This is a genomic window from Aeromicrobium sp. CnD17-E (genome assembly GCF_024124745.1).
Classification (GTDB): Bacteria; Actinomycetota; Actinomycetes; order Propionibacteriales; family Nocardioidaceae; genus Aeromicrobium.
Genome location: NZ_JAMXRU010000069.1, coordinates 1 through 16,573 on the forward strand (window position 1 = coordinate 1; position 16,573 = coordinate 16,573).

Annotated in this window: 18 protein-coding genes and 1 tRNA gene; 13 read left to right on the forward strand and 6 right to left on the reverse strand. The window is 72.9% G+C overall.

The window, feature by feature from the left end:
- The 3 genes from NH339_RS12720 to NH339_RS12730 all read left to right on the forward strand — a co-directional run.
- Positions 1–597 (forward strand): S8 family serine peptidase (locus NH339_RS12720; RefSeq protein WP_253025838.1); only part of this gene is annotated, 597 nt, incomplete at its 5' end.
- Positions 594–1,544 (forward strand): 1-aminocyclopropane-1-carboxylate deaminase/D-cysteine desulfhydrase, encoded by a 951-nt coding sequence (locus tag NH339_RS12725; RefSeq protein ID WP_253025840.1) that lies wholly within the window; start codon positions 594–596, stop codon positions 1,542–1,544. The genes NH339_RS12720 and NH339_RS12725, both read left to right, overlap by 4 nt.
- A gap of 77 nt (positions 1,545–1,621) precedes the next feature.
- Positions 1,622–2,986: an NAD(P)/FAD-dependent oxidoreductase gene (locus NH339_RS12730; RefSeq protein ID WP_253025842.1), complete on the forward strand. Its 1,365-nt coding sequence runs from the start codon at positions 1,622–1,624 to the stop codon at positions 2,984–2,986.
- A 3-nt stretch (positions 2,987–2,989) separates the two neighbouring features.
- Here the strand turns inward: NH339_RS12730 and NH339_RS12735 are convergent, their stop codons facing one another.
- Positions 2,990–3,982, reverse strand: a complete 993-nt coding sequence (locus NH339_RS12735; protein ID WP_253025844.1) for a DNA topoisomerase IB — start codon at positions 3,980–3,982, stop codon at positions 2,990–2,992.
- 85 nt (positions 3,983–4,067) lie between these two features.
- Between NH339_RS12735 and NH339_RS12740 the strand changes: the two genes are divergently transcribed.
- Entirely contained in the window at positions 4,068–5,039 is a 972-nt protein-coding gene (locus NH339_RS12740; RefSeq protein ID WP_253025846.1) for a PHB depolymerase family esterase, read from the forward strand.
- Positions 5,040–5,186: 147 nt separating this feature from the next.
- Here NH339_RS12740 and NH339_RS12745 read toward each other — a convergent pair whose 3' ends face one another.
- Positions 5,187–6,587 carry a short-chain fatty acyl-CoA regulator family protein gene (locus NH339_RS12745; RefSeq protein ID WP_253025848.1) on the reverse strand — a complete coding sequence of 467 codons (1,401 nt, stop codon included), beginning with the start codon at positions 6,585–6,587 and terminating at the stop codon, positions 5,187–5,189.
- Between the two features lie 177 nt (positions 6,588–6,764).
- On the opposite strand from NH339_RS12745, the gene aceA reads away from it, so the two are divergent.
- The 4 genes from aceA (at position 6,765) to NH339_RS12765 (ending at position 10,700) form a co-directional block, all read left to right on the forward strand.
- Positions 6,765–8,057, forward strand: coding sequence for an isocitrate lyase (gene aceA / locus NH339_RS12750; RefSeq protein WP_253025850.1), 1,293 nt, complete (start codon positions 6,765–6,767; stop codon positions 8,055–8,057).
- A complete protein-coding gene (aceB, locus tag NH339_RS12755) occupies positions 8,057–9,670 on the forward strand; it encodes a malate synthase A (protein ID WP_253025852.1) in 1,614 nt (537 codons plus the stop codon). Before aceA ends, aceB begins: the two co-directional genes overlap by 1 nt.
- Positions 9,667–10,533, forward strand: a complete 867-nt coding sequence (locus NH339_RS12760) for a 3-hydroxybutyryl-CoA dehydrogenase (RefSeq protein ID WP_253025854.1) — start codon at positions 9,667–9,669, stop codon at positions 10,531–10,533. Before aceB ends, NH339_RS12760 begins: the two co-directional genes overlap by 4 nt.
- Positions 10,534–10,627: 94 nt before the next feature.
- Positions 10,628–10,700: transfer RNA gene (locus NH339_RS12765), tRNA-Arg, on the forward strand.
- A 333-nt stretch (positions 10,701–11,033) separates the two neighbouring features.
- Here NH339_RS12765 and NH339_RS12770 read toward each other — a convergent pair.
- Complete coding sequence (locus NH339_RS12770; protein ID WP_253025856.1) at positions 11,034–11,399, reverse strand: hypothetical protein; 366 nt, start codon at positions 11,397–11,399, stop codon at positions 11,034–11,036.
- Between the two features lie 311 nt (positions 11,400–11,710).
- Between NH339_RS12770 and NH339_RS12775 the strand changes: the two genes are divergently transcribed.
- Positions 11,711–12,091, forward strand: coding sequence for a GNAT family N-acetyltransferase (locus tag NH339_RS12775; RefSeq protein ID WP_253025858.1), 381 nt, complete (start codon positions 11,711–11,713; stop codon positions 12,089–12,091).
- A 109-nt stretch (positions 12,092–12,200) separates the two neighbouring features.
- Here NH339_RS12775 and NH339_RS12780 read toward each other — a convergent pair whose 3' ends face one another.
- Positions 12,201–13,379, reverse strand: a complete 1,179-nt coding sequence (locus NH339_RS12780; protein ID WP_253025860.1) for a PQQ-dependent sugar dehydrogenase — start codon at positions 13,377–13,379, stop codon at positions 12,201–12,203.
- A 134-nt stretch (positions 13,380–13,513) separates the two neighbouring features.
- Here NH339_RS12780 and NH339_RS12785 point away from each other — a divergent pair, with 134 nt between their 5' ends.
- From NH339_RS12785 to NH339_RS12800, 4 genes are all read left to right on the forward strand, one after another.
- Complete coding sequence (locus tag NH339_RS12785; RefSeq protein WP_253025862.1) at positions 13,514–13,798, forward strand: hypothetical protein; 285 nt, start codon at positions 13,514–13,516, stop codon at positions 13,796–13,798.
- Between the two features lie 133 nt (positions 13,799–13,931).
- A complete protein-coding gene (locus NH339_RS12790; RefSeq protein WP_067861756.1) occupies positions 13,932–14,705 on the forward strand; it encodes an HAD-IIA family hydrolase in 774 nt (257 codons plus the stop codon).
- A 100-nt stretch (positions 14,706–14,805) separates the two neighbouring features.
- Positions 14,806–15,702 carry an NAD(P)-dependent oxidoreductase gene (locus NH339_RS12795; RefSeq protein ID WP_256475419.1) on the forward strand — a complete coding sequence of 299 codons (897 nt, stop codon included), beginning with the start codon at positions 14,806–14,808 and terminating at the stop codon, positions 15,700–15,702.
- Positions 15,692–15,874, forward strand: coding sequence for a hypothetical protein (locus NH339_RS12800; protein WP_253025866.1), 183 nt, complete (start codon positions 15,692–15,694; stop codon positions 15,872–15,874). The genes NH339_RS12795 and NH339_RS12800 overlap by 11 nt, the downstream gene beginning before the upstream one ends.
- A gap of 31 nt (positions 15,875–15,905) precedes the next feature.
- Here NH339_RS12800 and mscL read toward each other — a convergent pair whose 3' ends face one another.
- Positions 15,906–16,289: a large conductance mechanosensitive channel protein MscL gene (gene mscL, locus NH339_RS12805; protein WP_253025868.1), complete on the reverse strand. Its 384-nt coding sequence runs from the start codon at positions 16,287–16,289 to the stop codon at positions 15,906–15,908.
- 91 nt (positions 16,290–16,380) lie between these two features.
- On the reverse strand, positions 16,381–16,573 hold a 193-nt coding region (locus NH339_RS12810; protein WP_253025870.1), incomplete at its 5' end, for a hypothetical protein.

Genomic DNA, 16,573 nt, shown 5'->3' on the forward strand with positions numbered 1-16,573 from the left:
CGCGCCGCGGTCCTGCCGGTCCGCGTGCTCGGTGCCGACGGGCGGGGCTCGAGCGACGACGTCGCGCGCGGCGTGCTGCTCGCCGTCGACCGCAAGGCGCAGGTGGTGAACCTGTCGCTCTCCGCCAGCACCGACGACCCGGCACTCGCGCGGGCCGTGGCCTACGCGCAGCGCAAGGGCGTGCTCGTCGTGGCGGGCGCGGGCAACAGCGGGTGCGGGGTGCTGTTCCGGCCGGTCCAGTACCCGGCGGCCTACCCGGGCGTCGTGGGCGTGGGCTCGGTCGACGCCGACCTCAGGGGATCGTCGTTCAGCAGCTGCGGGTCGTGGGTCGACGTCGTCGCCCCGGGGCGGGGCATCTGGTCGACGGTCCCGCGCGACGACCGGCTGTCGTGCCCCGACGACTACTGCGCGCTGAGCGGCACGTCGATGTCGTCGCCCTACGTCGCCGCGGCGGCCGCACTCGCCATGAGCCGCCGCGGGCTCAGCGCGCAGCGGGTCGCGGCGCGACTGGAGGAGACCGCCCGCGACCTCGGGCCTCGGGGCAAGGACCAGACGTTCGGTGCGGGCCTGCTCGACGCGCGGCGGCTGGTCGGATGAGCCTGCTCCTGCGCCGGTTCCCGGGTGCGGACCTGCCGTGGACCCGGCTGGGCCGGGGCCCCACCCCGGTGCGGGAGATCGACGGCTTCTGGCTGAAGGACGAGTCGGTCTTCGGCGACGGCGGCTGGGGCGGCAACAAGGTCCGCAAGCTCGAGTGGATCCTGCCCGACGTGCGGCGTCGCAAGCGGGGGACGCTCCTCACGGTCGGCGGCATCGGCACCCACTGGGGCCTCGCGGCGGCCCTGTACGGACGCGAGGAGGGCCTGCGGGTGGTGCTCGGGCTCGTCGACCAGCCCGTCGACGACCACGTCCGCGAGCAGACCCGTCGTCTCGACGCCTCCGGTGCCGTGGTGCACCGCTTCCGGTCCGTGGCGCGGCTGCGCGCAGCGGCGCCGTTCCTCCTCGCCCGCTACGCTGACGGGCTGCGGACACCGGCCTACCTGCCGGCCGGCGGCTCGTCGCCCGTGGGCACGCTCGGCTACGTGGAGACGGCGCTCGAGATCGCCGCGCAGGTCGAGGCGGGGCTGCTGCCCGAGCCGGCGACCGTGGTGACGGCGGTGGGCTCCGGCGGCACTGCGGCGGGCCTGACGCTCGGCCTGCGGCTGGCGGGGCTGCGCTCGCGCGTGCTCGGCGTCGTCGTCAACGACTCGTTCCGGCTCGACGCCGTCACGGTGGCGCGTCTCGCCGACGACACCGCGTCGTTGCTGCGCACGCGGGGCGTGCTCGTCGACGCCCGGGTGAGGCCGGACGACCTCGACGCCGACCACGGCTGGCTGGGTGCCACGTACGGGGCGTCCACCCCGGAGGGCGAGGCCGCCCTCGCGTGGGCGCAGGAGCAGGGCCTGCACCTCGAGCCGGTCTACACGGCGAAAGCGCTCGCAGCGGTCCGGGCGCGGTCGGCCGCCGGCCCCGTGCTGTTCCTGCAGACCCACGGACCCCGTCCGTAGCGGTGTCCGCCGCGGGGGCGCGACGGTGAGCTCGGGGCCCGCTGGCCCGGGTCGGCGGTCTGCCCCAGGATGGGGTCATGACGACCTGCGACGTGGTGGTGATCGGACTCGGACCCGGTGGAGAGGCGCTCGCGTCCCGGCTGGCGGGGGAGGGCCTCGACGTGGTCGCGGTCGAGTCGGGGCTGGTCGGCGGCGAGTGCCCCTACTGGGGCTGCATCCCCTCCAAGATGTTCATCCGCGCCGCCGGTGCGGTGGTGGAGACGCGACGTGCCGCGGAGCTGGCCGGCGCCGCCACCGTCGAGCCCGACTTCTCCGTCGTCGCGCGTCGCATCCGGGAGGAGGCCACCGACGACTGGGACGACACCGTCGCCGCGGAGCGCCTCGAGGGGTCGGGCGCTCGCCTGCTGCGGGGTCACGGTCGGCTGGCGGGGCCGCGGGCCGTGGAGGTCGACCTGGCCGAGGGCGGGACCACGCGCCTGGAGGCGCGGCGCGGCGTGGTGCTGAACCCGGGCACCCGTGCCTCGGTACCGCCGATCGACGGCCTGGCCGACACGCCGTTCTGGACGAACCACGAGGCGCTCGAGGCGTCCGTGCTCCCGGCCACGCTCGCGGTCGTCGGGGGCGGTCCGATCGGGCTCGAGCTGGCCCAGGCGTTCGCCCGGTTCGGCAGCGAGGTCACCGTCGTGGAGGTCGGCCCGCGCATCCTCGGACCCGAGGAGCCCGAGGCGGCCGACGTCCTGCGCGGCGCGTTCGAGCGCGACGGCATCGACGTCCGCGAGGGCGAGCGCATCCACTCCGTGTCGCACGACGGGCAGCAGTTCACGCTCGAGCTCGCGTCGGGCACGGTGCACGTGGAGCAGCTCCTCGTCGCCGCCGGACGCACGCCGCAGATCTCCGACATCGGCCTCGACACCGTCGGTCTCGACCCCACCGCGCGCTCGATCGACGTCGACGACGCGATGCAGGCGGCCGACGGCCTGTGGGTCGTCGGCGACGTCGCCGGCCGCGGCGCGTTCACCCACGTCTCGATGTACCAGTCCGACCGGGCCGCGCGAGCCATCCTCGGCGAGACGCTCCCGGAGTACGACGGCTCCTTCCCGCGCGTCACCTTCACCGACCCCGAGGTCGGCGGGGTCGGCCTCACCGAGAAGCAGGCGCGGGAGCGCGGGATTGACGTCCGGGTCGCGACCACCGACCTCGCCCAGAGCTCGCGTGGCTTCACCCACGGCCCCGGCGCCGAGGGCACCGTCAAGCTCGTGGCCGACGCCGCACGCGGCGTGCTGGTCGGCGCGACGTTCGTCGGCCCGACGGGTGGCGAGAGCGTCTCCGGGCTCGCCGTGGCGGTACGGGGCGAGGTGCCGATCGCGACGCTGCGCAACTCCGTCTACGCCTACCCCACGTTCTGGCGGGCCGTGGAGACTGCGCTCGGCGAGCTCGACTGAGCCTCAGGCCTTCCCGAGCAGCTCCAGCACCTGCTTCTCCAGGGTGCGGCTGACGGGCTCGCCGGGTGCGACCGGACGGTGGCCGCCTGCGACGACCACGCCGTCGCCGAACAGGTCCACGACGCGGGGGTCCACGTAGGAGGAGCGGGCGACGGCAGGCGTGTTGCCCAGGTGCTCGGCGACCTCCCGCATGGCAGCCGCGACCGACTTCTTGCGGGCGGTCTTGGTCGACGCGTCCGACGACGAGAGCGCGGCCGCGGCGATCACCGTGCCGCGCCAGGTGCGGAAGTCCTTGGCCGAGTACTCCTCGCCCAGCACCTCCTTGACGTAGTCGTTGACGGCCGTGGCGCCCAGCGTCGACCACCCGTCGCCGCCCCGGTAGGCGAGCAGGACGTCACCGCCGGTGCGTCGGCGGCGCAGCGGCTCGAGGGCCGCGACGAGCCGCTCGTCGCGCAGCGAGACCTCCAGGTCCTGGCCGCTCTTGGCGACGTACTCGAACACGAGCGAGTCGCCGTCGCGGCGCACGTGCTGCTTCTCGATCGTGGTCAGCCCGTAGCTGCCGTTCTCGTCGGTGTAGCGGTCCGAGCCGACCCGGAAGATGCCGAGGTCGAGCAGGCAGAAGGCGAGCGCCGCCGTGCTCCGCAGCGTCGCGTCGTCCGCCACCTCCTCGCGCGCGCCGTCACGCGCCTCCAGCAGCGCCGTCGCGAAGCCCTCCATGTGCTGGAACTTCTCGGCGTCGCGACGCTCCCGCCAGGCCGGGTGGTAGAGGTACTGCCGGCGTCCGGCGTCGTCGGTGCCGACCGCCTGGAGGTGGCCGTTCTCGGCCGGGCAGATCCAGACCTTCGTCCAGGCGGGCGGGATGACGAGCTCCTTGCAGCGCGCCACGTCGATCTCCTCCAGCGGCGCGCCGTCCTGGTCGAGGTAGCGGAACCCTCGGCCGTGCTTGACCCGCGTCCAGCCGGCCATGGACGGTGACGTGCGACGCAGGCGGACCATGGTCCGACCGTAGGCGGGGCGTCGGACGGCCGCGAGCCGAGCGACTCGGGCGGACGGGTTCGTGCCGAGCAGGCAGACTACGAGGGTGCGAGCACTCGTCGCGGTCGTCGCGTTGTCCCTGGCCCTCTCGGCCTGCACGCGTGACGGCGGCACCGACCGGGCCGAGCCGTCGGCGTCCGCGACCCCGACGACCTCCGCGCCCGCCGGTGGCGCGAAGGGATGCGGCAGCGTCCCGGACGACATCACCGGAGGCACCCGCGACGTGACCCGCACGATCGACGTCGACGGCTCGGAACGGTCGTACGTCGTGCACGTCCCGCCCGGGTACGACGGACGACGGGCCCTCCCGGTGGTGTACCTCTTCCACGGGCTGGGCAGCAACGCCCCGCAGGTGCTCACCTACTCGGGCTTCCCGACCGTGGCCGACGAGCGCGACTTCATCGTCGTGGCGCCGCAGGCGCTCGAGCCCCGCCGCGAGTGGGACGTCATGGCCACCGCCGACCAGCCCCGCTCGGACGCCGCCTTCTGGCTGCAGCTCAGCGAGCGGCTCGGCGACGAGTGGTGCGTCGACACCGACCGCCAGTTCGCGGCGGGCATGTCGAACGGCTCGGCGGTGGTCTTCGCGATGGCCTGCCGCGGTGTCTACCCGTTCCGTGCCTACGGCGGCGTCGCGGCCACCTTCTACGACGAGGCCGCCTGCGGCGACGCCCCGCCGACGTCGTTCATCTACTTCCACGGGACCGGCGACGAGGTGGTCCCGTACCAGGGCGGCGAGACGCCGATCTTCCCCGTCCGGGCAGTGCAGACGGTGCTCGGCGACTGGGCCGGCCACGACGGCTGCGCACGCGAGCCGCGTCGTCAGGACGTCGCCTCCGACGTGGTCCGCGAGACGTGGCGCGGGTGCTCCGACGGCAGTCGGCTGCAGGCCTACGTCATCGACGACGGCGGTCACACCTGGCCCGGGGCCGGCTTCGAGGTGCCGGTGCTGGGCAGGACGACGTCGTCGGTCGACGCCACCAGGCTCATGGCCGACTTCTTCGGGCTGAAGGCGCCCTGACCCCGACCTCGACCGTGGCCGTCGCAGGCCTGGCCGTGCGAGGGTCGCGAGCACTACCGTTTGGAGCGGCTTCCCCCGCGTCGACCCCTGGAGGGCCTCGGGCCCGGGCGCGGGGGGAGCTCGCCGCGCCGGTGACGTGGCCCGTGGTCAGACCGGCCGGCCGACACCGTAGGGGTCGAAGGAGCTGCGCCGCTCGTCGACCTGCAGCGGACGACCGATCGGCGGCGCCGCACGCTGCGGGCAGCGAGGGCGGTCGCACGTGCGGCAGCCGGGACCGATGGGCATGACGTCCGGCTCGGCGAGGTCCAGGCCCGCGCTGTAGACGAGGCGACCCGCCTGGCGCAGCTCGCAGCCCAGGCCGATGACGAAGGTCTTGGCAGCGCTGCCGTAGCCACCGCGGCGCCGGGTGACGGTCCTCGCAGTCCACAGGTAGCGCTGGCCGTCGGGCATCTCCGCCACCTGCACGTCGACCTGCCCGGGGGAGGCGAAGGCGTCGTAGACGTTCCACAGCGGGCAGGTCCCGCCGCTGCGCGAGAAGTGGAAGCCGGTGGCCGACACGCGCTTGGAGATGTTCCCCGCCTTGTCCACGCGCACGAAGATGAACGGCACGCCGCGCAGCTCCGCCCGCTGGAGCGTGCTGAGCCGGTGCGCCGCGGTCTCGTAGCCGACGCCGAAGTGCTCGGCCAGCACCTCGACGTCGTAGCGCAGGCGCTCGGCGGCGCGGAAGAAGGGGCGGTAGGGGAGGATCAGCGCCCCCGCGAAGTAGTGCGCCAGACCGATGCGTGCCAGGGCGCGGGTGGTGTCGTCGGGCCAGGTCTCGGCGTCGAGGACGGTGTCGAGGACGTCGGCCGCCTCGAGGTAGGCCAGCTGGGTGGCCATCCGGAACGCCTGCTGCCCCGGGCGGAGGTCCGGCGCGAGGCGCAGCGTCCGGGTCGTCTCGTCGTACTCGAGCGTGCTGCGCCCGTCGGGCTCGGTGGTCGCGACGGTGACGCCGTGGGCCGACTGCAGGTGCCGTCGCAGGTGGTGACGCACCTCCAGACGTCGCGTCCCGATGGACCGCGCGAGGTCCTCCGCAGCGCGGTCGACGGGGTCGATGTAGTTCTGGTGCCGGTAGAAGAAGTCGCGGACGTGCTCGTGCGGCATCAGGGCCTGCGCCGCGGTGCGCCGGTCCGTCAAGGCCTCCAGGGCCGCCACGGCGTCGCGGTAGCGCCGGTGCAGCTGCACGATCGCCTCGGCCACCTCGGGCATGGACCCCGCGACCTGCTGCAGGTCCGACAGCGGCAGGCCGGTCGCGCCGCCGGCCTCGGGGAGCGACTCCCGTAGTTCCGCGAGCTGGCGGGCGGTGTCGCGGGGGCTGAAGAACGCCGGGTCGACCCCGAACACCTCGGTGAGCCGCACCAGCACGGTGACCGTCAGGGGGCGGGTGTCGTGCTCGATCTGGTTGAGGTAGCTGGCCGAGATCGCCAGGATCCGGGCGAGCTCGACCTGGCTGAGGCCGCGCTCCTCGCGCAGCCGGCGCAGCCGCGCACCTGCGTAGAGCTTGTCCATGCGCTCACCGTAGGCGATCTGTGAAAGGTCAAGCCTTCGCAATCTTGGCAAAAGCAGCGGTCTTGGTTGTCAGAACCTGGCGTCGTGCGTCCCTTCACCTCGGCTCCGGCGGCCGCTGCACTGGATCCCGAGACGCCCCGGATCACCCGGACCGGGAGCACTGCACCAGGAGCGACGATGACGAACCAGAACCCCGCCCCGACCGCCGAGCAGCTCGACGCCGCCTGGGCGTCCGACCCGCGGTGGGCGACCGTGAAGCGTGACTACACCGGCGCCGACGTCGTGCGCCTGCGCGGCACCGTGCAGGAGGCGCACACCCTCGCCGACCTCGGCGCCCGCAAGCTGTGGGAGTACGTCTCCGGTCAGGTCGAGGGCGTCGACTACGTGAACGCGCTCGGCGCCCTCACCGGCAACCAGGCCGTGCAGCAGGTCCGCGCCGGTCTGCGCGCCATCTACCTGTCGGGCTGGCAGGTCGCCGCCGACGCGAACCTCGCCGGACAGACCTACCCCGACCAGAGCCTCTACCCGGCCAACTCGGTGCCCGCCGTCGTGCGCCGCATCAACAACGCCCTGCAGCGCGCCGACCAGCTCGAGCACGCCGAGGGGCAGGTGACCCGCGACTGGTTCGCCCCGATCGTCGCCGACGCGGAGGCCGGGTTCGGTGGCCCGCTCAACGCCTACGAGCTGATGCGGGCGATGATCGCCGCCGGCGCCGCGGGCGTGCACTGGGAGGACCAGCTCGCGAGCGAGAAGAAGTGCGGCCACCTGGGCGGGAAGGTCCTGGTGCCGACCCAGCAGCACGTCCGCACCCTCAACGCGGCGCGCCTCGCCGCCGACGTGGCCGGCGTGCCGACGGTCGTCATCGCCCGCACGGACGCCCAGGCCGCGACGCTCCTCACCAGCGACGTCGACGAGCGCGACCGGCGCTTCCTGACCGGTGGGCGCACCTCGGAGGGCTTCTTCGAGGTGTCGAACGGCATCGACCCGTGCATCGACCGTGGCCTCGCCTACGCCGAGTACGCGGACCTGCTGTGGATGGAGACGTCCGAGCCGGACCTCGAGCTGGCCCGCCAGTACGCGGAGGCGATCAAGAAGGAGCACCCCGACCAGCTGCTCGCCTACAACTGCTCGCCGTCGTTCAACTGGCGCAAGCACCTCGACGACGCGACCATCGCGAGGTTCCAGCGCGAGCTCGGCGCGATGGGCTACACCTTCCAGTTCATCACCCTCGCCGGCTTCCACGCGCTCAACCACTCGATGTTCGACCTCGCCCACGGGTACGCGCGCACCGGCATGAGCGCCTACGTCGAGCTGCAGGAGCGCGAGTTCGGCGACGAGGCGCGCGGCTACACCGCCACGAAGCACCAGCGCGAGGCGGGCACGGGCTACTTCGACGCCCTCAGCACGACCATCAACCCGGCGTCGTCCACCACGGCGCTGACCGGTTCGACCGAGGAGGCGCAGTTCTGATGTGTGCACCCACGCGCAACGACATGCAGGTGCTCGGCCCGGTCGGGCCGCGTGACCACGAGGTGTTCAGCGACGGCGGGCTCGGCATCCTGCGCATGCTGCACGACCGGTTCGACGGACGCCGTCGTGAGCTGCTGCGCCTGCGTCGCGACCGGGACCTCGCAGCCGGCCCCAGCGGGGGCCCCGACTTCCTGGCCGAGACCACCGGGATCCGTGAGGACCCGTCCTGGAGGGTGGCGGGGGCCGGTCCCGGCCTGGAGGACCGGCGGGTCGAGATCACCGGGCCGGTCGACCGCAAGATGACGATCAACGCGCTCAACTCCGGCGCGCAGGGCTGGCTGGCGGACTTCGAGGACGCGACGAGCCCGTCGTGGCGCAACGTCGTCGACGGCCAGCTGAACCTGCACGACGCGGTCAGCCGAGTGATCGAGCACGAGGAGAACGGCAAGCGGTACGTGCTGGAGGACGGTCCCCTGGCGACGATCATCGTGCGCCCCCGGGGCCTGCACCTCGACGAGGAGCACCTGCGCATCAAGGGGGCACCCATCGCCGGAGCGCTCTTCGACTTCGGTCTCTACGTGCACCACAACGCCAGGCGGCTCATCGAGCAGGGCACGGGGCCGTACTTCTACCTGCCGAAGCTCGAGAGCCACCTCGAGGCGCGCTGGTGGGACGACGTGTTCACCCGCACCGAGCAGTGGCTGCGCATCCCGCACGGCACGATCCGCGCGACGGTGCTCATCGAGACGCTGCCCGCGGCCTTCGAGATGGAGGAGATCCTCTACGAGCTGCGCGACCACGCCGCCGGTCTCAACGCCGGCCGCTGGGACTACATCTTCAGCACGATCAAGAACCTCGGGGCCGACCCGGCCTACGTGCTGCCGGACCGCGCCGACGTGACGATGACCGTGCCGTTCATGCGCGCCTACACCGAGCTGCTCGTCAAGACCTGCCACCGGCGTGGCGCGCACGCCATCGGCGGCATGGCGGCCGTCATCCCGAGCAGGGACGAGGACCGCAACCGCGACGCCCTGGCGAAGGTCCGGGCCGACAAGGAGCGCGAGGCGGCCGCCGGGTACGACGGGTCGTGGGTGGCGCACCCCGGCCTGGTCCCGACGTGCCGTGACGCCTTCACGGCGGTGCTCGGCGACCGGCCGAACCAGGTCGACCGGCAGCGTGACGACGTCGAGGTGTCGGCCGCGGACCTGCTCGACGTCGCTGCCACGCCGGGCGACGTCACGGCCCAGGGCCTGCGGGCGAACGTCTCGGTCCTCGTCCGCTACGTCGACGCGTGGCTCGACGGCCGCGGCGCGGTCGGGCTCGACGGGCTGATGGAGGACGCTGCGACGGCGGAGATCTCGCGCTGCCAGCTCTGGCAGTGGTGCCGGCACGCGGCGCCGATCGACGGCGGCGGTGTCGTGACGCGCTTCCGGGTCGCGGCGCTGCTGGAGCAGGAGCTCGACACGTTGGAGCAGGCGGGACGGCCGCCCGAGCGCATCGAGGCGCTGCGCCACGTCGTGCGGCGGGGTGCGCTCGGGGACGACCTTCCCGCGTTCCTCACGGACGACGCCTACCGACGTTTCCTCGTGACCCGCGAGGAGGCGGCGGCGTGAGCGACCCGCTGGCGATCGGCGTCCTCGGCGGCGGCCTGATGGGATCCGGCATCGCCGAGGTGTGCGCCCGCGCCGGCCACGACGTGCTCCTCGTCGAGGCCGACGCGAGCGCACGGGACGGAGGCCGCGACCGGGTCGCGGCCTCCGTGGCCCGTGCGGTCGAGCGGGGCAAGCTGAGGTCGTCCGAGGCCCGGCAGGTGCTCGGGCGGATCCGCGTCGGGCTCGACCTCGACGCGTGCGCCGACCGCGACCTGGTCGTCGAGGCGGTGACGGAGCGTGAGGACGTGAAGGCGACGGTGCTGGCCCGCGTCGACAAGGTGCTCGCCGACGAGGCGCTGCTCGCCAGCAACACGTCGTCGCTGCCGATCATGCGGCTCGCGGCCGCCACGTCGCGGCCGGACCGCGTGATCGGGCTGCACTTCTTCAACCCCGTGCCGGTGATGCCCGTGGTCGAGGTCGTCACGGCCCTGACGACGAGCAGCGACACGCTCTCCCGCGCGGAGGCGTTCGTGCGGGACAGTCTCGGCAAGCACGTGGTGCGCGCCAGCGACCGTGCCGGGTTCGTGGTCAACGCGATGCTCGTCCCCTACCTGCTGTCGGCCGTGCGGATGCTGGAGTCCGGCTACGCGACGGCCCGCGACATCGACGAGGGGATGCGGCTCGGCTGCGGGCACCCGATGGGGCCGCTGGCCCTGTGCGACCTGATCGGGCTCGACACCGTCCAGGCGATCGCCGAGTCGATGTACGCCGAGTACAAGGAGCCGCTCTACGCACCTCCGCCCCTGCTCCAGCGCATGACCGACGCCGGCCTGCTCGGGCGCAAGAGCGGCCGCGGCTTCCACCCGTCGCCCGCTGCGGCCTGACCACCGGACGGAGCCGCGGTCACGCCCCGCAGCGCCGCGACGTGGGCCCGGTACGCTGCTCGGGGTGCGTCGACGCGGTCGCTCGCACCCACGGGCCCCCGTAGCTCAGGGGATAGAGCAACGGTTTCCTAAACCGCAGGTCGCAGGTTCGAATCCTGCCGGGGGCACCGACTGTCGCGTCACGTCGGGGGGCGGGTCCGCGGGGGAGAGGGAAACGGTTTCCTCAACCGCAGGTCGCAGGTTCGAATCCTGCCGGGGGCACCGACTGGAGGCACAGGGGCTTCGGCGAGTCACCAGTGTGGGGTCGGATGCCTCGCGGCCGCGCCCCTCGACGACGACGCGACCACGTCAGTGGCCGAGCCGGCTGTTGCTGCCCTTGCTCCGTGCAGGGGTCGCTCGACGGGGCCGACGGAGACCGGCCCAGAACTGCTGTCGGCGTGTGCCCTTCGGGCGGTGGTCGACGCATCGATCCTCATCGGTGTGCGGGCCGAGTGGGGCTTCTAGAAGTCCGACGGGTCGATATCGAGCTCGCTTCGCACGCGGGCGGCCTCGTCCGGCTCCAACCACACGACGTCGAAGGGGCCCTCGTCACCACTCGACTCTTGCCAGTCGAAGTACCCGTTCAGCATCTCCCGCACGTAGGTCCACGGCGGATAGTCCTCGATCTCGTTGTGGCGTGTGCCGTCGTTGAAGACCACCACGAACCAGACCCACCACTGCTGCTGTCGCGAGAGCCCGTTCGTGAAGGCTCCGAGCCGGGTAGCCACGTACCCAGTCTGCTCACCGCCTCGAAACAGCGCGACCACGCCGTCGCGGAATCGTTCGATGTCCGGATCGGGCTCGGGTTCCCGCAACCACCTACCCATGCGGCGATCCTTTCACGGTGTCACGTCGATCGACGGGGCCATGCTGTCGGCCCCATCCCGGTCGCTAGGGGTGGTGGTACCTGCCGCCAGGGGCGTCCTCGACCCTGGCAGAGATGACGCTCCTCTCCCTGCGTCGGAGGGCGAACGATGCTGCGTTGGTGTCGGGATCCCGTCGCGGACGCAGAAGCGTTCAACCCAGAGCGCACGGACGCAGAGTCCTGTGTGCCCTCGGCGTCGGGCTGACGAAGCAACGCGTGCTCCGTCGGTGGATTTTCAACCCCAGGTGTGGTCCTGAGGTTGCCGACCCACCGATGGTGAACGTGCCCACCAGCGGGACGCGCGAGGGCGCCCTTGCGTTCATCCATCGGCAGCAGGAGAGGCTGGTCCGCGGCGAGGGCTACTCGTTCGCAGTCGTCGACGCCGCCCGGGGTCGGGCCGTCGGACAGATCGGGCTGTGGCTGCGCGAGGTCGAGCACGGCCGCGCGTCGATCGGCTACTGGATCGCACCGCCGTTCCGCGCACGCGGTCTCGCCGCGACGTCGCTCGTGCTGCGCACGGACTGGGCCCTGGGGCTGCCCGAGGTACACCGCGTCCAGCTGTGCGTCGAACCGTGGAACGAGAGTTCGTGGCGCTTCGCGGAGCGATGCGGCTACGAGCGTGAGGGGCTGCTGCGATCCTGGCTGGCCGTGTGAGCCGAGCAGAAGGACGTGTTCGTCTACCACAGCGTCAGCGGCTGACGCCGATGACCGCGGGGTGTCGCACCCCTCTCGATGATCCACGCTCTCTCAGGATGCGCCGGCCTCAGCCCCGCGGCGCCACCCGCAGGATCTTGTCGTCCGAGCCGTTCGACGTGGTCACGTAGAGCACCCCGCCAGGTCCGCGCTGCACCGCGCGCAGGCGTCCGTAGGTTCCGGAGAGCTCGGGCGGGGTGTACTGACGCACCAGGCGACGGCTGCTGTCGAAGGTCAGCAGACGCAGGCTCGTGCCTTTGAGCGTCGCCACCGCGAGCGCACCGTCGAGGCTGCCCCAGCCCGACCCGCTCGCGAAGTCGGCGCCGCTGGTCGCGACCGTCGACGTGCCCGACCTCCAGGCCGCGTGGCGCTGGGTGCCGGGAAGGGCGTCGTCGGTCATCGGGGAGTTCGCGCCCTCGTTGTAGTCGGGGTCGCCCGACGCGCGCGGCACGGGGTTCCACCCGTAGTTGCCGCCCTTGACGAGCACGTTCACCTCGTCGTCGCGGTAGGAGCCCTGCTCGACCGACCACATCTGTCCCGTCGACGGCTGACGGACGACTCCCTGCACGTTGCGGTGGCCGTACGTCCAGACCCGGCGCTGCATCGCCGTGCGGGCCGAGGCCCAGGGGTTGTCGTCGTATCCCCGGCCGGTCGTCGCCGAGACGCGCAGCACCTTGCCGCCGCCGGACGTCAACGACTGCGGGATGCCACCGCGCGCCGCGTCGCCCGTGCCGATGAACAGCGAGTCGGCCTTGCCCCGACGCAGCGCGCAGCCGCCGTGGCGGCCCGTGCTCGACGGCAGGCCGACCACCACGTTGCGGACGAACGTCGCCCGGCCGGCCGACCGGTCGAGACGCCACGCGACCACCCGGACGTCCCGCACGTCGCCCGAGCGGTAGCCGTGGCACGTGTAGAAGACGCCGCTGCGGGCGAAGTCGGCGGACTTCTCGAGGCCCATGAGGCCGGTCTCGCCGCCCGACCACATGCCGGCGGGACGCGAGAGCACGACCGTCGAGCGTCCCTGCGGGTCGCGCAGGGTGACCGACAGCCGGTCGCGCTGGGTGTAGAGCATCGACCCGTCCGGGAGGAAGGTGAGCGCCCACGGATGCTGCAGGCCCGCCTGCACCACCCGCACGTCGAGGGGTGGGGGGTCGGCCGCCGCCGTGGCGGCCGGTGCTCCTCCGGCGAGGGCGGCGCCGGCGCAGAGCGCCCCGCCGAGGACGGCCGTGACCACGCGTCGGGCTCTCATCGCCTCAGTATCCGCCTCTCGGCCCGATCTGCCAGCCGCGCGAGCCGTTCACCCGCCCGCCGTGCGTTCGACGCGCGCCCGCGGCCGTGCCGTCGTACGCTCGCGGCACCCGCACCAGCACCCGTGGAGGGACCATGTCCCGTTCGACCGAGGACACCTGGACCGTCGTCGTGTACGAGGTCAGCGGCGTGCGCGAGCAGCAGGACATCCTCGCCGACTTCCACACGGCCGCGATGAGCGGTGTCGTCGCGCTGGGCACCCAGGGCGACCTCGGGACGTACGTGGTCGTGGAGTGTCGGACCGACGACGACGCGTGGCTCGTCGAGGCCGTGGTGCACCAGATCGACCCGCACGCGCACCGTCGCAGCGAGCACCCGCACCGTCCCGCCGTGGGGCCTGCCGTGCCCGCCGACGGGTGAGGCCTCCCGGTCCGGCCGGGGTGCGACGCTGCGCGCCTAGGATGAGGACGGACCCGTCACCCGACGGGTCGCACCGACGATCCCGTCCCCAGGAGCTGCCTTGACCAAGCCCGTCGCCTCGTGGCTCACCGACATGGACGGCGTGCTGGTGCACGAGGAGCGCGCCATCCCGGGTGCGGCCGAGTTCATCGCGGCGCTGCGTCGTCACGAGCGGCCGTTCCTCGTGCTCACGAACAACTCGATCTTCACCCCGCGCGACCTGCGCGCGCGGCTCCACGCGGCCGGCCTCGACATCCCGCAGGAGTCGATCTGGACGTCCGCGCTGGCCACCGCGAAGTTCCTCAGCGAGCAGCGTCCGGAGGGCACGGCGTACGTGATCGGCGAGGCGGGGCTGACCACGGCGCTGCACGACGTCGGGTACGTCATGACCACGAGGGACCCGGAGTACGTGGTGCTGGGGGAGACCCGCACCTACTCCTTCGAGGCGATCACGAAGGCCATCCAGCTCATCGAGAGCGGCGCGCGGTTCATCGCCACCAACCCCGACCCGACGGGCCCGTCGCCGTCGGGCAGCCTCCCCGCCACCGGCTCGGTCGCCGCCCTCATCACCAAGGCCACGGGGGTCGAGCCGTACTTCGTCGGCAAGCCCAACCCGCTCATGATGCGCACGGCGCTCAACCGGATCGAGGCGCACTCCGAGACGACGGTCATGATCGGCGACCGGATGGACACCGACGTGCTGTCCGGGCTCGAGGCGGGCCTGCGCTCGATCCTGGTCCTGACCGGCTCGACGGCGCCCGGACAGGTGGAGCGCTTCCCGTTCCGGCCGACCCGCGTCGTCGACTCCATCGCCGACGTGGTCCCGCTCGTGACGGAGCTGGCGGAGGGCGACGCGGACGGGGCCTGAGGGCTCGTCGGGTACCCTGGTCCGATCACGTCGCCCGATCGGCGGTCGTGAGAACGTCCACGCACGACGGAACATCACCCGACGTCACGGAGCCAGAACGTTGAAGGTCTTTCTCACCGGAGCCAGCGGAGTCATGGGCCGGTCCACCACGACCGCCCTCGTCGCCGCCGGCCACGAGGTCGTCGGCCTGGTGCGCTCCGAGCGTGCCGCCCGCGTCGCCGAGGCGCACGGTGCGAGGCCCCACCGTGGCACCGTCTTCGACGTCGACGCCATGGCGGCAGGCATGCAGGGCTGCGACGCCGTCGTGAACTTCGCGGGCCGCATGCCCGTGGGTCTCGCGATGCTGCGGCCCGGCGCCTGGCGCCAGAACGACCGCATCCGCGCGGTCGGCTCGCGCCGGGTGGCCGAGGCCATGCTGGCTGCGGGCGTCCCGCGGCTCGTGCAGCAGAGCCGCTCGTCGATCTACGCCGACGGCGGTGACGCCTGGATCGACGAGCTGGCGCCGGTCGAGATCACCCGCGACACCGACACGGTGGCCGAGGCCGAGCAGCACGCCCGGGCCCTCGGACGACGCGGCCGCGACGTGGTCGTGCTGCGCTTCGGCCAGATCGTCGGGCCCGACCCTGGCTCGCGCTGGCTGCTGCGGCGCGCCCGATCGGGCCGGCCCACGGGCTGGGGCGAGCCGTCGTCGTGGGTGCACCTGGTGCACGTCGACGACGTCGGCACGGCCGCCGAGGCCGCGCTGACCGCCCCGGCCGGCGTCTACAACGTGGGCGCGGAGCCGTGCCGTCGCGAGGACCTCGCCGAGCAGCTGGCTCTCGCCGGCGGACGACGCGGCGGTCGTTTCCACCACCGCGTCACGCAGCGGCTCGCGGGGGTGCGGCTGGAGACCTTCGGACGCTCGCAGCGCGTCACCTCCCAGCGCTTCGGCGACCGCGCCGGTTGGCACCCGATGTTCCCGAAGCTCACCCCGGACTGGTTCGACGGTGTCCTCTGACGACCTGACGCCCGACGCCGCTGAGCAGGCGCGTCGGCGCCGCGCGGCCCTGCTGCTGGGCGACCTGCTGCCCGACACCACGCGCGACGAGCGCGGCGACGACGGGACGTCCGCAGGTTCGCGTCGCGACGACGAGCTGCTGCGGGACGTCCCGCCCCACCACGGCGGCTGAGCCCGGAGGTCCCGCCTCGGGGCTCTCGGCGTCAGGGGTTCTGACGCTGCAGCGAGTCGCGGATCTCGCGCAGGAGCTGGATGTCCTCGCTCACGCCGGCCGGCTCCTCCTCCTTGCCGCGTGCGAGCCTCTCGTTGATCGTCTTCATGGGCACCACGACGACGAAGTACACGACCGCGGCCGTGAGCACGAAGGTGATGACGGCGGTGATGAAGGCGCCGTAGGTGAAGTCCTGGCCGTTGACGGTCAGCACGCCCCCGGCCTTGCCGCCGCCGCTGACCAGCCCGATGAGCGGGTTGATGAACGACGTCGTGAACGCGGTGACCAGCGCGGTGAACGCGGTGCCGATGACGACGGCCACGGCGAGGTCGACGATGTTCCCGCGCAGCAGGAAGTCCTTGAATCCCTTGATCATGTGTCCCCCTAGGACGTCGGTGAAGGTCGTGCACGAGCCTAGGGGTTCGCGACGACGCCGCGCGGCGTCCCACCCACCGGGCGAGGCGCGGTCAGTCGTCGCCCGCCTCGACCACGACGCTCAGCTGAGCCTCCACGCCCACCCGGGCGAGCTCGAGCGCGGTCTCGCGCGGGACGGTGAGCCACAGGGTCGGGGCGTCGGACCCGTCGGGGTCGGGCAGGGCCGCCACCACCGCGCCCGAGGCCGCCACGGACGCGCGCGGGCCGCCCGCGCCCGTCGCCACC